This is a genomic window from Collinsella sp. CLA-ER-H5 (genome assembly GCF_040092375.1).
Lineage (GTDB): Bacteria > Actinomycetota > Coriobacteriia > Coriobacteriales > Coriobacteriaceae > Collinsella.
On the sequence record NZ_JBBNLR010000005.1, the window covers coordinates 95,405 to 107,826 of the forward strand.

Below are 12,422 nucleotides of genomic sequence, written 5' to 3' on the forward strand. Positions count from 1 at the left end.
CCATGCGCCTGTTTAAGCAGACGCCCGAGGATTACTACAACGCCCCGTACGCCGAGTTCCCGGCGCTCATACGCGGCACTGTTGCCGTGGTCATGGGCATCCTGTGGGTCTTCTCCAAGCTCATGTGGCGCTGGAAGGTCGAGGACAGCGACCTGCTGTTTGAGCGGCAGGAAGGCCGCGGCAGCGTGGTCATCTGCAACCACACCTCAATGGCCGAGCTGCTGGCCGTTGAGACGGCGTTGTTCTTCGGCGGCCGCCGTGTGCGCCCTATCTTTAAATCTGAGTTCGCCAAGAGCAAGATCGTGCGCTGGGCCTTTAGCCGCGTGGGCGGTATTCCCGTCGAGCGCGGCACGGCCGACATGAAGTGTCTGCGTGCCGCCCAGCATGCGCTGCAGCGCGGCGAGGACGTCTTGATCTTCCCCGAGGGCACTCGCATCCGCTCGCGCGAGATCAAGCCCGAGGTCCACGGCGGTTTTGCGCTTATCGCCCAAATGGGCAAGGCGCCCGTCAACCCGCTCGCCATCTGCGGCTGGTCCGATATCACGCCTGCGGGCAAAAAGATCATGCGTCCCAAAAAGTGCTGGATCCGTGCCGGAAAGGCCATCTCGCTATCCGATGCACCGGCCGAGCTCACGCGCAAGGAGCGTCTGGCATGGTTTGAGTCCGAGGCCATGAGTCGTGTCTACGCCATGCGCGACGACCTGTGCGCCGAGCACCCGGGTAGGTTCTAGCCATGGGCGAGGAAGTCATGAACACCGCCGAGGCCGTGCCCGGCAAGGCAGACGCCCCCACCATCGAAATCGCCGCCCACGCCGGCACCTGCTACGGCGTGCAGCGTGCGCTCGATATGGCATTGGCGGCCGCCCCGCAGGCGGAAGAGAGCACTCAGGTCCACACGCTGGGTCCGCTCATCCATAACCCCATCGTGGTCCGCGAGCTCGCCGAGGCGGGCGTCGGTCTGGCCGACACCTTGGACGATGCCGTATCTGGCACCGTGATCATCCGCGCCCACGGTGTGGTGCCGCAGGTCATTGACGCCGCTCGCGAGCGCGGCCTTACCGTGGTCGACGCCACCTGCCCCTACGTTAAGAAGGTCCATGTAGCCGCCGAGCGCCTGGTGCGCGAGGGCTACCGTGTGATCGTCGTGGGCGAGCCGGGCCATCCCGAGGTCGAGGGCATTCTGGGCCACGCCGGCGATGACGCTCAAGTCGTGAGCTGTGCCGCCGACGCCGACGAGCTGTCGCTCAAGGGCAAGGTTGGCCTGGTAGTGCAGACCACCCAAACCGCGCAGAACCTGGCCGAGGTTGTCGCCTCCATCACCCCGCGCGTGCAGGAATTGCGTGTAATCAATACGATCTGCGCCGCCACGAGTGAGCGACAGCAGGCAGCAGCCGCACTTGCCAACCGCTGCGACTGTATGGTCGTGGTTGGCGGCAAGAACTCGGGCAACACTCGCCGCTTGGCGCAGATTTGCACAAACGCCTGCGAGCGTACGTATCACATCGAGGAAGCTTCCGAGCTTCAGGCCGCGTGGTTTACCGACGCACGCCACATCGGCATCACCGCCGGAGCCTCTACCCCACAAGAACACATCGAGCGCGCCGTCGAGCGCATCAAGGAGCTTTGCCGCTAATCATGGACCAGACCGTACCCGCATACGCCGCCGAGGTGGCCGATTACGGGCGCAGCCGCGACCCCGAGCCGGGTGAGGGCGCGCTCGTTAAAAACGTGCGCCCCGAATCGCCCGCATGGGATGTGGGTATCGAGCCGGGCATGCGCGTGCTCACGGTCAACGGCGAGCAACTGACCGATATGATCGTGTGGCTCTGGGAGGCAGATGACGACACCGTCGAGCTGGAGGTTTTCGATCCGCGCGACGGCACCGTCACCCCCGTCGAGCTCGATCGCTTTCCCGGCGAGGACTGGGGCCTTGAGTTCGATGGCCCCATCTTCGACGGCATGCGTACCTGCGTAAACGCCTGTGTGTTCTGCTTTATGACGATGCTGCCCAAGGGCGGGCGCTCCACGCTCTACATCCGCGACGACGACTATCGCCTGAGCTTTTTGCAGGGCAACTTCGTCACGCTGACCAACCTCACCGACGAGGACGTGCAAAACGTCATCGACCGTAACATGAGCCCCATGAACGTGTCGGTCCACGCCGTGAGCCCCGATGTCCGCCGCCGGATGATGGGCCGCAACGCCCAGCGCGGCATGGATGTGCTCGAGGCAATCATGGCCGCCGGTATCGAAATCCATGCGCAGATCGTTTTGTGCCCCGGCATGAACGACGGCGAGGAACTGCTGAAGACTCTGCGCTTTTGCGAGGAGCACGAACAGATCACGAGCCTGGGCATTGTGCCACTGGGCTTTACCAAGCATCAGAACCGCTTTACGTGGTCCTACAGCGACAAGCCCGAGCTGGCGCGCGAGACCATCGCCATGATCCGGCCCTTCCAGGACCGTGCCTTCGAGCGATTTGGCCGCCATACCTTCCAGATGAGCGACGAGTTCTATCTGGACGCCGGCATCGAGCCGCCCGAGGCAGACTTTTACGACGGCTACCCGCAGTACTACGACGGCATCGGCATGATCCGCTCCTATCTGGACGAGACCGACGATGTCCTTGCCGCCGACGCCGAGCGTCTGGCACGCGTTCGCAAGGCTATGACCGCCCGCGACCAGCGCCTGGTATGTCTTTCGGGCGTCAGCGCACGCGATACCGTGGCCCGCTTCGTGGAGTCTCCACAGGGCCTTTCCGGCACCGTCACGGCCATCAAAAACCGCTACTTTGGCGGTAACGTGGACGTGACCGGCCTCATCGTCGCCAGCGATATCCTTGAGCAGCTGCCGAAAGACCTGTCGGGGGTTATGCTCTTTGTGCCTAAGCTCATGTTCAACGCTGACGGCATGACGCTTGACGAGTATCATCGTGACGATTTACTCGCAAGCCTTACCAGTCGCGGCGCCGAGGTTCATGTGGTGTCGACCATGCCGCATGAGCTGCTCGATACCCTGGAGCACATCCTTGGCATAACGCCCGCCAATTCAACTATTCCCGCTGACCCTATCCATTAAAGGAGAGCAGATGAAACCTATCGTCGCCGTCGTCGGACGCCCCAACGTGGGCAAGTCCACGCTCGTTAACCGCCTGGCCCAGACCTCGGACGCCATCGTCCACGAGTCTCGCGGCGTCACGCGCGACCGCTCGTATCACACGGCCGATTGGAACGGCCGCGAGTTCACCATCGTCGACACGGGCGGCATTGAGCCGCTTAAGAGCGACGACGTCTTTGCCACGTCCATCCGCGACCAGGCCCTTGCCGCCGCCGAGGAAGCCGCCGTCATCCTGTTTGTGGTCGACGGTCGCACCGGCGTCACCGAGGAGGACGAGTCGGTCGCCCGCATGCTCAAGCGCTGCGGCAAGCCGGTCTTTCTGCTGGTGAACAAGCTCGACAACCCCGATCGCGAGAATGACAACATCTGGGAGTTCTATTCGCTCGGCATCGGCGAGCCCACGCCGCTCTCGGCCCTGCATGGCCACGGCACGGGCGACCTGCTCGACGACATCGTGGCCCTGTTGCCCAAAGAGGAGGACGAGATCGCCGACGAGTTCCCTGATGCGCTGAACGTGGCCATCATCGGCCGCCCCAACGCCGGTAAGTCCTCGCTGTTCAACCGCATCCTGGGCGCCGACCGTTCCATCGTGTCCAACATCGCCGGCACCACGCGCGATGCCATCGACACCGTCGTCGAGCGCGACGGCAAGCACTACCGAATGGTCGACACAGCGGGCATTCGCAAGAAGAGCACCGTGTACGAGAACATCGAGTACTACTCCATGGTCCGCGGCCTGCGCGCCATCGACCGCGCCGACGTGGCGCTGCTCGTCGTCGACGCCTCCGTGGGCGTCACCGAGCAGGATCAGAAGGTCATGGGCTTGGCCATCGAGCGCGGCTGCGCCATCGTGGTGCTGCTCAACAAGTGGGACCTGCTCGACGACGACCGCAAGCGTGAGGCCTGCATGGAGACCGTCGACCGCCGTCTGGGTGTTATGGCTCCCTGGGCTCAGTACCTGCGCATCTCGGCCCTGACCGGTCGCAGCGTCGAGAAGATCTGGGCGATGGTCGACGCAGCCGAGAAGACGCGCTCGCAAAAGATCAGCACCTCGCGCCTCAACACGTTCCTCACCGACCTGCGCGAGTTCGGTCATACCGTGGTGGACGGCAAGCGCCGCCTGCGCATGCACTACGTGACCCAGACGGGCGTCAACCCGCCGACGTTCACGTTCTTCGTCAACCACAGCGACCTGGTCAACGACACCTACCAGCGCTACGTGGAGAACCGTATGCGCTCGACCTTCGATTTTTCCGGCACGCCCATTCGACTCTTCTTTAGGAAGAAGGAGCAAAAGGATGCATAATCCGATTCTGCTGACCGCCATCTGCGCCGTGGTCTCGTTCTTTATCGGAGCGATTCCGTTTGGCCTGATCCTGGGCCGCGTGTTTAACCACACCGACATTCGCAAGGCGGGTTCCGGCAATATCGGCACCACCAACGCCTTGCGCGTAGCCGGCCCCAAGGTGGCCGCGCTCACGCTGCTGCTCGACTGCCTTAAGGGCGCCATCTGCGTTATCATCGCCCGTCCGCTTATCGCGGGCGTGGGCTATGGCTTTCCGCCGAGCATTATGGCTCCCGGTGCTGCCGGCGATTGGATGCTCGGCGTCATCTGCCTGGCGGCCGTATGGGGCCATATCTTCTCGCCCTACCTCAACTTCCACGGCGGCAAGGGTATCGCCGTGGGCTTGGGCGTCATCCTCGCCTGGTACTGGCCCATTGGGCTTTCGCTGCTGGGCATGTTTATCGTGGCCGTCGCCATCACCAAGTTTGTATCGGTGGGCTCGCTTGCCGCGGCCATCGGCCTTCCCATCGCCGCCTGCGCGGTCTTTCCGTACAGCAGCCTGGGACTTAAGTTTTGCATGGCGCTGATCGGCATTACCGTGGTGTGGGCCCATCGTGCGAACATCAAAAAGCTCATGACGGGCAAGGAGTCCAAGCTCTCGTTTACCAAGCGCGTCACCGAGCCCGACGATAAGTAGGAGAGAGTCATGAATGTTGCGCTGATTGGCTCCGGCTCCTGGGGAACCGCCGTCGCCGGCCTTGCCGCCGCTCGAGCCGAGCGCGTGACCATGTGGGCCCATAGCGAGCAGACGGCCGCCGGCATCAATGGCGAGCACCGTAACCCCCGGTATCTGGTGGGATATGAGCTGCCCGGCAACGTCGTCGCCACGACGGACCTGGCGCAGGCGCTCAACGGCGCCGACGTCATTATCTTTGCCGTGCCCTCCACGCACCTACGCAGCGTATGCCATCAGGCGGCACCCTGTATCGCCGCCGACACCCCGGTGCTCTGCCTCACCAAGGGTATTGAGCCCGAGTCCGGCCTGCTCATGAGCGAGGTCATTGCCAGCGAGATCGGCAACGATGCGCGCGTGGCGGCACTCTCGGGCCCCAACCATGCCGAGGAGATCTGCCGCGGCGGACTTTCTGCCGCCGTCATCGCCAGCAAAGATCCGCAGGTAGGGGAGACCTTTAAGGACCTGCTCCTATCCACGGCCTTCCGCATCTACCTGTCGCAGGACATGACCGGCGTCGAGGTTTGCGGCGCCATGAAGAATGTCATCGCCATCGTGTGCGGCATTTCCGCCGGCTCCGGCGCGGGCGATAACACGCTCGCCCTCATCATGACGCGCGGTCTGGCCGAGATCAGCCGCTTGGTGCACGCCCGTGGTGGCCAGGCCATGACCTGCATGGGTCTTGCCGGCATGGGCGACCTCATTGCCACCTGCACCTCGGAGCATTCGCGCAACCGAACCTTTGGCTACGAGTTTGCCCACGGAGTGTCGCTCGACGAATACCAGACGCGCACGCACATGGTGGTCGAGGGCGCCGTTGCGGCCCGCAGTGTCAGCGAGCTCGCCCGTTCACTGGGTGTAGACATTCCGCTCACCTTTGCCGTGGAGCAAACGCTCTACAACGGTGTTACTTTGGATAGGGCGCTCGAGATCCTTACCGACCGCGTCCCCTCCCAAGAGTTCTACGGACTCACCGACTAGCGCAGAAAGGCTACTACCATGGGTTCCATCAAAATCGCTCCGTCCGTCCTCTCGGCCGATATGGCCAACCTCAAGGGCGAGCTCGACAAGATCGCCGGTGCCGACTACGTGCACTTCGACGTCATGGACGGTCACTTTACCGGCAACCTCACCTTTGGCGTTGACATCCTCAAGGCCGTCAAGCGCTCCACCGATGTACCGGTCGACGCGCACCTGATGGTGTCGAACCCCGACGAGACGGTCGATTGGTACGCCGACGCCGGTGCCGACATGATCACCGTGCACTACGAAGCCTCCACGCACCTGCATCGCACGCTCACGCATCTGCAGCAGCGCGGCATCAAGGCCGGCGTGGTGCTCAACCCCGCCACACCCGTCTGCGTGCTCGAGAGCATCATAGACGTTGTCGACATGGTGCTGCTGATGAGCGTGAACCCCGGCTTTGGCGGCCAGAGCTTTATCCCGGGCACTCTGCCTAAGCTGCACGAGCTCAAGGCCATGTGTGAGCGCCACGGCGTGTCGCCCATGATCGAGGTCGACGGCGGCATTTCTTCTAAGAACATCGCCGAGGTCGTCAAGGCCGGCGCCAACGTGCTCGTAGCCGGCTCCGCCGTATTTAAGTCCGAAGATCCCGCCGCCGAGGTTGCGCTGCTGCAGAAGCTGGGCAACGAGGCCGCACAGGAGGCATAAATCCTTATGACCGCAGGTCAAAACCGCATACCCGTGAATCTTGACTATGCCGCCTCGACGCCCATGCGCGCCGAGGCGCTCCTTGCGCAGCGAGAGTACGACGACAGCGAGCTTGCGGGCGTCAACCCCAACTCACTGCACTCGCTTGGCCGCAAGGCCGCCGCACGCCTGGAAGTTGCCCGTCGCGAGATCGCCCGCAGCTTTGGCGCTCGCGTCCGCCCGTCCGAGATCGTCCTGACCAACGGCGGCACCGAGGCCAACCAGCTGGCGCTCCTCGGCCTTGCCGAGGGCGCCCGTCAGCACGACCGCAAGCGCAACCGCGTGATCGTATCTGCCATCGAGCACGATTCGATTCTGGACAACCTGCCGCTGCTGCGCGCCGCCGGCTTTACCGTCGATCTGGTGCAGCCCTGCCGTGCGGGCTACATCGAGCCCGCCGCGCTGAGCGACTTGCTCGGCGACGACGTCGCGCTCGTGAGCATCATGGCCGCCAACAACGAGACCGGCGTGGTGCAGCCCATCCGCGAGCTTGCCGCGGCTGCGCACACCGCAGGCGCCCTGTTCCACACCGATGCCATCCAGGGCTATCTGCATATTCCGCTCGATGTCACCGAGCTGGGCGTCGACGCTATGTCCGTTGCCGCACACAAGATTGGCGGTCCTGTGGCATCCGGCGCGCTCTACCTTAAGAACCGCACGCCGCTGCGCCCCCGCATCTTTGGCGGTGGACAGGAAGCCGGACGTCGCGCCGGTACTCAGGACCTGCGCACGCAGCTCGCCTTTGCCGCTGCCGCCTGCACGCTGACGCCCCATGTGGCCGAGGAGCGCGAGAAGCTACAAGCCCTTTCCGACAAGCTCTACGCCACGCTTACGGCCCATCCGCGCATTCACGCCACCATGGGTGACTACACGCAGGCCGACCGTTTGCCCGGCATGGTATCGATCTACATTGACGGCATGGACTCCGAGGAGCTCATCATCAAGCTCGACGCCGCCGGCTTTGAGGTGTCGGCAGGCTCGGCATGCTCGAGCGGCAGCATGGACCCCAGCCACGTTTTGAGCGCGATGGGCATCGGTCGCGAGCAGGCGCTGGGCGCACTGCGCATCTCCTTCGATGACCGCGTGAATCCGGGCGATCTGGACGATTTTGCCCAGACGCTCCTCTCGATCGTAGGCGCCGCATGATCGTCGCCGAACTCGAGCGCGCCCTGCTTGCACGCTATCCCAAGGCGGACGCCGAACCCTGGGACCACGTAGGCTTATCCGTTGGCGACCCCGATGACGAGATCCGCGGCGTTGCCTGCGCGCTTGACGCTACCAGGGACAACGTGCACCGCGCCTTGGCAGCCGGAGCCAACGTGTTGCTCACGCATCATCCCGTCTACATCAAGGCACCCGAGGCATTTTGCCCGCCCAGCGCGACACGTCCCCAGTGCAGTGCGGCGCTCTACGAGGCGGCCCGCTGCGGGGTGAGCATCATCTCGCTCCACACCAACCTGGACCGTTCGCACGAGGCGCGCGTTCGTCTGAGTGAGTTGCTGGGCGCTGAGCCCATGAGCTCACTGGAGCATGTGGCCGAGCCCGAGGCCTGCGGCCTGGGAGCCCTTACGACACTCGACGAGCCCTGCAGCCTGCGCGACCTTGCCACTCGCGCCGCCACGGCCTTCGGCAGCGACCCACGCGTTTGGGGCGAGGCCGATCACCCGTGCCGCACCGTCGCCATTTTGGGCGGCTCCTTGGGCGACTTTGGAGAGCTCGCCATCGCCTCAGGCGCAGATGTCATCGTGACAGGCGAGGCGGGCTACCATGTGGCGCAAGACCTTGCCTTGCGCGGGCTACCGGTGATCTTGCTCGGCCACGACCGCTCCGAGGAGCCGTTCGTTGATATATTGATGAACTCTGCAGTTGACGCCGGGGTCGACCCCCGTCATGCGATTAAAATACTGAACCCTTGCCAATGGTGGACTGTGACAAAAGGAGAGAACTTATGAGCGCCGGCGCTACGCTACTCAAGCTGCAACAGATCGATTTGGAGCTCGCCCGCAACAAGAGCGAACTTGCCAATATGCCGGAGCTCAAGGAGCTCGCTTCCAAGCGCAAGACCTACGTTAAGCTCAAGTCCGAGATGACCAAGCTCTACGCCCAGCGCAAGGATCTGGACATTGAGCTCGACGACCTCAACACTACCGAGATCCAGACCAATAACGCCATCGAGGCCGCCAAGAAGCGCCACGTTGACGGATCTGACTACCGCGAGGTTCAGGACCTGGAGAACGAGCTCGCCACCCTGGCCAAGCGTCTGGACAAGATCGAGCATACCCGCAAGGACGTTGTCATCGCCCATAAGGAGGCGCTCGACCGCGAGGCTCGCGCGCAGGCCATCATCGCCAAGTTCGAGGAAGGCGTGAAGGCCGACACCAAGGCCGCCCGCGCCAAGGCCGCCGACCTCCAGGCACAGATTGACGCCGCCACCAAGGAGCGCACTGCGCTGGCTGCCACGCTGCCGACCGAAGTGCTCACCGACTACGAGCGCCTGCTCAAGCAGTTCCGCGGCCTGGCCGTCGAGACCATCAAGGGCAACATTCCCACCATCTGCCACACCGCACTGCAGGCATCGTCCATGAGCGACCTCAACCACGACGGTAGCGAGATCGCGCACTGCCCGTATTGCCACCGTCTGCTGGTGCTTCCCAGCAAGGAAGCCTAAATGATGACGGCGGCATCCAACAATTCAATGCAACTTGAGGGAAAAACGATCCTGCTGGGCATTACCGGCGGGATCGCCGCCTATAAGTCGTGCAATATCGTGCGCCTGCTGCAAAAGCGCGGCGCGCGCGTCAAGGTCGTTATGAGCGAGCATGCCACCGAGTTTGTGGGACCACTTACCTTCCGTGCGCTCACCAACGAGCCCGTTGCCGTGGGCCTATTCGACGATCCCTCAGACCCCATCCACCACATTTCGCTAGCGCAGGAGCCCGATCTTGTGATCGTGGCGCCCGCGACGGCAAATATCATCGCCAAGATGGCCAACGGAATCGCCGATGACCTCATCTCCACCACGCTGCTTGCCACGCCGCGACCCATCGTGATCGCACCCGCTATGAACAACGGCATGTGGAAGGCGCCGGCGACGCAGGCCAATATGGCCACATTGCGCGACCGTGGCGTCCATGTGGTGGGACCAGGCAGCGGCTACCTTGCCTGCGGCGACGTTGACACGGGGCGCATGAGCGAGCCCGAGGACATCGTCGAGGCCGTCTGCGAGGTGCTGAACCCCGTCCCGCAAGACCTGGCAGGCAAGCGCATTGTGATAACCGCCGGCCCCACGCACGAGCCGATCGACCCCGTGCGCTTTATCGGCAACCGATCGTCGGGCAAGATGGGCATCGCCCTGGCGGGGGAGGCCGCTCGCCGCGGTGCTGCGGTTACGCTTGTGCTGGGGCCGACATCGCTCGATGTTCCCCGCGGCGTGGAGTGCGTGCGCGTGCAGACCGCCGCAGAGATGCTGCAGGCGGCGCTGGGCGCCTTCCAGACGGCCGATGCGGCCATTTGCGCGGCTGCCGTCGCCGACTACACCCCCGCAGCCCCTGCCGACCATAAACTCAAAAAGGCCAACGAACGATTGGACCACATCGAACTGGTCGAGACGGTCGATATCCTGGCCGAACTTTCGCGCCAAAAGGGAGAGCGATGCGTGATCGGCTTTGCGGCAGAGACTGATAACGTCGTGGAGTACGCGCAGCGAAAGCTCATCCGCAAGGGTTGCGATGCCATTATCGCCAACGATGTCTCGCGTGCCGATTCGGGTTTTGGAACCGATACCAACAAGGCCTGGATCGTGAGCACAGCGGGTACGCAAGAACTTCCCGTACTAACAAAACCCCAGCTCGCAGATACAATTTTGGACTTGCTTCAAAATTTGTAAAAAAGTTCTTGCACAAGTCTAAAGTTTCGGGTTAATATACTCCCTGTTGCGAGCGAGAGCAGAGCAACAAATAAAAGCTTCGGGACGTGGCGCAGCTTGGTAGCGCACTTGACTGGGGGTCAAGGGGTCGCTGGTTCGAATCCAGTCGTCCCGACCAGAAGTTTGCAGGTCAGGCACCTAGTGCCTGACCTTTTTTGTTTTAAGCAATTGCTTAATTTTGATTAAGCAACAGGGTGCCAAAAATCTACCTGCGCGATAATCGCTTTGTGCGGTTACTTGCGTGTTTTGCACGCGCTTGAGCCGATTTATTAGCGCGATATGATTCTACATACGCGCAGCAGGTACACGCCGAGAATTGGCGGCATTTATCGCGGCGATTTACGCCAATATAGCGACTGTAACGTACAAGCGTGTCACTGTATTTATTCCAGTAGTTCACTTAATCGGTGGACAAGTGGGCTGTTGCAACGAAACGCCAAGCGGGACGGGCTCTATACGAGGACGCCGCAGGGGTAATGGCAGGGGAGTGCGGCAGGCGCTCTGAGAGCCGCTGTATGACCCCATTTCTCCTCAAACCGATAACTATGCCTCAAGACGAGAATCGTTCGTTTGGTTGCCAAATGAAAAGCCCGCGCAGAATCGCACGGGCTTTTCATTGGTTGCAGATGAGGCTAAAAGCAGAAGGCGGAGAACACGCAGTAGATGTTCGTCGCGCTGTAGTAGTCATAGCTGCCGTTGCTGTGGACACAGCGGAAGGAAGCGGAGTTGCTCGGATGCGCGGAGCGAGTCCAGTGATAGCTGCTCGACGAAGCACTGGAATAGTTCGACGTTGTCACGCCCTTGGATTTGTAGTACTCGTACTGGGCGCCGTCAGACTGGAGGTCACCGTAGACTTCAGTCATCGAGAGCAGGAAGACCTTGTCAGTCGTGGCCGAGGGGGTGCCTGCCTTGCCGCCGCCCAGGTTGTCGGTCATCTTCGTGACGGACTTCACCTTGGACTGGAGTTCGCAAGGCAAAAGCGACCAGAGGTCGCCGGTATTGAGGCGGCCGCGGAGTTCGGACTTCTCCCAGCCGCCGGCGTGCGTGTTCGTGGCGTTTATTCTCTGTAGGGCCAGGGCATTGTTGGTCGCCTCGAACGTAAGCCCCGCCTTGCCTGAGCCATCAGCAAAAATTAAGATAAGACCGTGTATGACCAATATGAACTTGAGCATATTCCGTCCATATTCATACTGGATGATCAAGGAAACATCATCGGCTTATCCGAAGGAGAGGAAGAACCTCTTGCCTTATTAAAGAAATACGCCAAATACAACGGATATAAAGCGGAAGAAGGCGACATCAAGTAACTATCAAAGGCCAGATTAAGGAGCCAGCCATGAAGAAATGCCTGCCCTCCATCGTCTCAGCAGCTCTTTGCCTCTCCCTTGTCATGACACCATTTGTGCCCGTTGCGGCAGCCTATGCCGACGAGGGGTCTCCCGCCGAGAGCAGCGAGATCTACGTCGGAGGCAACTACGACGAAAATTACGATATATCCCTTTTTGAGCGCGGACGCTGCACGGATTCATATTCCAAGGCGTGGTGCGATTCTCACGGATTTGCAAATAACCGCACCGTCCCTCACAAGGTCAAGCTGAACGCGAAGGAGGAGGCTTGCCTGCGCGATCCCTACCTTGCTGGCACCGCTGAAG

At 62.1% G+C, this 12,422-nt stretch carries 13 protein-coding genes and 1 tRNA gene; 13 read left to right on the top strand and 1 reads right to left on the bottom strand.

Translation table 11 applies throughout. The annotated features are described in order from the left end of the window. Positions 1-2 precede the first annotated feature (2 nt). The 12 genes from AAAX31_RS03315 to AAAX31_RS03370 all read left to right on the top strand — a co-directional run bounded on the left by AAAX31_RS03315 (position 3) and on the right by AAAX31_RS03370 (position 10,888). The gene (locus AAAX31_RS03315) at positions 3-731 is read left to right on the top strand and encodes a lysophospholipid acyltransferase family protein (RefSeq protein WP_349076164.1); all 729 of its coding nucleotides are present in this window, start codon (positions 3-5) and stop codon (positions 729-731) included. A gap of 2 nt (positions 732-733) precedes the next feature. Continuing rightward, a complete protein-coding gene (locus AAAX31_RS03320) occupies positions 734-1,633 on the top strand; it encodes a 4-hydroxy-3-methylbut-2-enyl diphosphate reductase (protein WP_349076166.1) in 900 nt (299 codons plus the stop codon). Between the two features lie 2 nt (positions 1,634-1,635). Next, positions 1,636-3,078, top strand: a complete 1,443-nt coding sequence (locus tag AAAX31_RS03325) for a DUF512 domain-containing protein (RefSeq protein ID WP_349076167.1) — start codon at positions 1,636-1,638, stop codon at positions 3,076-3,078. Positions 3,079-3,088: 10 nt separating this feature from the next. After that, positions 3,089-4,423 carry a ribosome biogenesis GTPase Der gene (der, locus tag AAAX31_RS03330; protein ID WP_349076168.1) on the top strand — a complete coding sequence of 445 codons (1,335 nt, stop codon included), beginning with the start codon at positions 3,089-3,091 and terminating at the stop codon, positions 4,421-4,423. Further along, complete coding sequence (plsY, locus tag AAAX31_RS03335; protein ID WP_349076169.1) at positions 4,416-5,099, top strand: glycerol-3-phosphate 1-O-acyltransferase PlsY; 684 nt, start codon at positions 4,416-4,418, stop codon at positions 5,097-5,099. The genes der and plsY overlap by 8 nt, the downstream gene beginning before the upstream one ends. A gap of 9 nt (positions 5,100-5,108) precedes the next feature. Further along, positions 5,109-6,116: an NAD(P)H-dependent glycerol-3-phosphate dehydrogenase gene (locus AAAX31_RS03340; protein WP_349076170.1), complete on the top strand. Its 1,008-nt coding sequence runs from the start codon at positions 5,109-5,111 to the stop codon at positions 6,114-6,116. Between the two features lie 18 nt (positions 6,117-6,134). After that, on the top strand, positions 6,135-6,806 hold the full coding sequence (gene rpe, locus AAAX31_RS03345; RefSeq protein WP_349076172.1) for a ribulose-phosphate 3-epimerase: 672 nt from the start codon (positions 6,135-6,137) through the stop codon (positions 6,804-6,806). 6 nt (positions 6,807-6,812) lie between these two features. Next, entirely contained in the window at positions 6,813-7,991 is a 1,179-nt protein-coding gene (locus AAAX31_RS03350; RefSeq protein ID WP_349076173.1) for a cysteine desulfurase family protein, read from the top strand. Continuing rightward, the gene (locus AAAX31_RS03355; protein ID WP_349076174.1) at positions 7,988-8,797 is read left to right on the top strand and encodes a Nif3-like dinuclear metal center hexameric protein; all 810 of its coding nucleotides are present in this window, start codon (positions 7,988-7,990) and stop codon (positions 8,795-8,797) included. Before AAAX31_RS03350 ends, AAAX31_RS03355 begins: the two co-directional genes overlap by 4 nt. After that, the gene (locus AAAX31_RS03360; RefSeq protein WP_349076175.1) at positions 8,794-9,513 is read left to right on the top strand and encodes a hypothetical protein; all 720 of its coding nucleotides are present in this window, start codon (positions 8,794-8,796) and stop codon (positions 9,511-9,513) included. The genes AAAX31_RS03355 and AAAX31_RS03360 overlap by 4 nt, the downstream gene beginning before the upstream one ends. 3 nt (positions 9,514-9,516) lie before the next feature. Continuing rightward, a complete protein-coding gene (gene coaBC / locus AAAX31_RS03365) occupies positions 9,517-10,731 on the top strand; it encodes a bifunctional phosphopantothenoylcysteine decarboxylase/phosphopantothenate--cysteine ligase CoaBC (protein WP_349076180.1) in 1,215 nt (404 codons plus the stop codon). Between the two features lie 80 nt (positions 10,732-10,811). After that, a tRNA-Pro gene (locus AAAX31_RS03370) sits at positions 10,812-10,888 on the top strand. Between the two features lie 514 nt (positions 10,889-11,402). On the opposite strand, the gene AAAX31_RS03375 is transcribed toward AAAX31_RS03370, so the two are convergent. Then, positions 11,403-11,942 (bottom strand): DUF6273 domain-containing protein, encoded by a 540-nt coding sequence (locus AAAX31_RS03375; RefSeq protein ID WP_349076176.1) that lies wholly within the window; start codon positions 11,940-11,942, stop codon positions 11,403-11,405. A gap of 164 nt (positions 11,943-12,106) precedes the next feature. On the opposite strand from AAAX31_RS03375, the gene AAAX31_RS03380 reads away from it, so the two are divergent. Then, on the top strand, positions 12,107-12,422 hold a 316-nt coding region (locus tag AAAX31_RS03380; RefSeq protein WP_349076177.1), incomplete at its 3' end, for a hypothetical protein.

What these genes read in the sequence shown, in the direction of transcription:
- AAAX31_RS03315 (WP_349076164.1), top strand. Translation starts at nt 3, where the DNA reads ATGCGCCTGTTTAAGCAGACGCCCGAGGATTACTACAACGCCCCGTAC.
- AAAX31_RS03320 (WP_349076166.1), top strand. Translation starts at nt 734, where the DNA reads ATGGGCGAGGAAGTCATGAACACCGCCGAGGCCGTGCCCGGCAAGGCA.
- AAAX31_RS03325 (WP_349076167.1), top strand. Translation starts at nt 1,636, where the DNA reads ATGGACCAGACCGTACCCGCATACGCCGCCGAGGTGGCCGATTACGGG.
- der (WP_349076168.1), top strand. Translation starts at nt 3,089, where the DNA reads ATGAAACCTATCGTCGCCGTCGTCGGACGCCCCAACGTGGGCAAGTCC.
- plsY (WP_349076169.1), top strand. Translation starts at nt 4,416, where the DNA reads ATGCATAATCCGATTCTGCTGACCGCCATCTGCGCCGTGGTCTCGTTC.
- AAAX31_RS03340 (WP_349076170.1), top strand. Translation starts at nt 5,109, where the DNA reads ATGAATGTTGCGCTGATTGGCTCCGGCTCCTGGGGAACCGCCGTCGCC.
- rpe (WP_349076172.1), top strand. Translation starts at nt 6,135, where the DNA reads ATGGGTTCCATCAAAATCGCTCCGTCCGTCCTCTCGGCCGATATGGCC.
- AAAX31_RS03350 (WP_349076173.1), top strand. Translation starts at nt 6,813, where the DNA reads ATGACCGCAGGTCAAAACCGCATACCCGTGAATCTTGACTATGCCGCC.
- AAAX31_RS03355 (WP_349076174.1), top strand. Translation starts at nt 7,988, where the DNA reads ATGATCGTCGCCGAACTCGAGCGCGCCCTGCTTGCACGCTATCCCAAG.
- AAAX31_RS03360 (WP_349076175.1), top strand. Translation starts at nt 8,794, where the DNA reads ATGAGCGCCGGCGCTACGCTACTCAAGCTGCAACAGATCGATTTGGAG.
- coaBC (WP_349076180.1), top strand. Translation starts at nt 9,517, where the DNA reads ATGACGGCGGCATCCAACAATTCAATGCAACTTGAGGGAAAAACGATC.
- AAAX31_RS03375 (WP_349076176.1), bottom strand. Translation starts at nt 11,942, where the DNA reads ATGCTCAAGTTCATATTGGTCATACACGGTCTTATCTTAATTTTTGCT.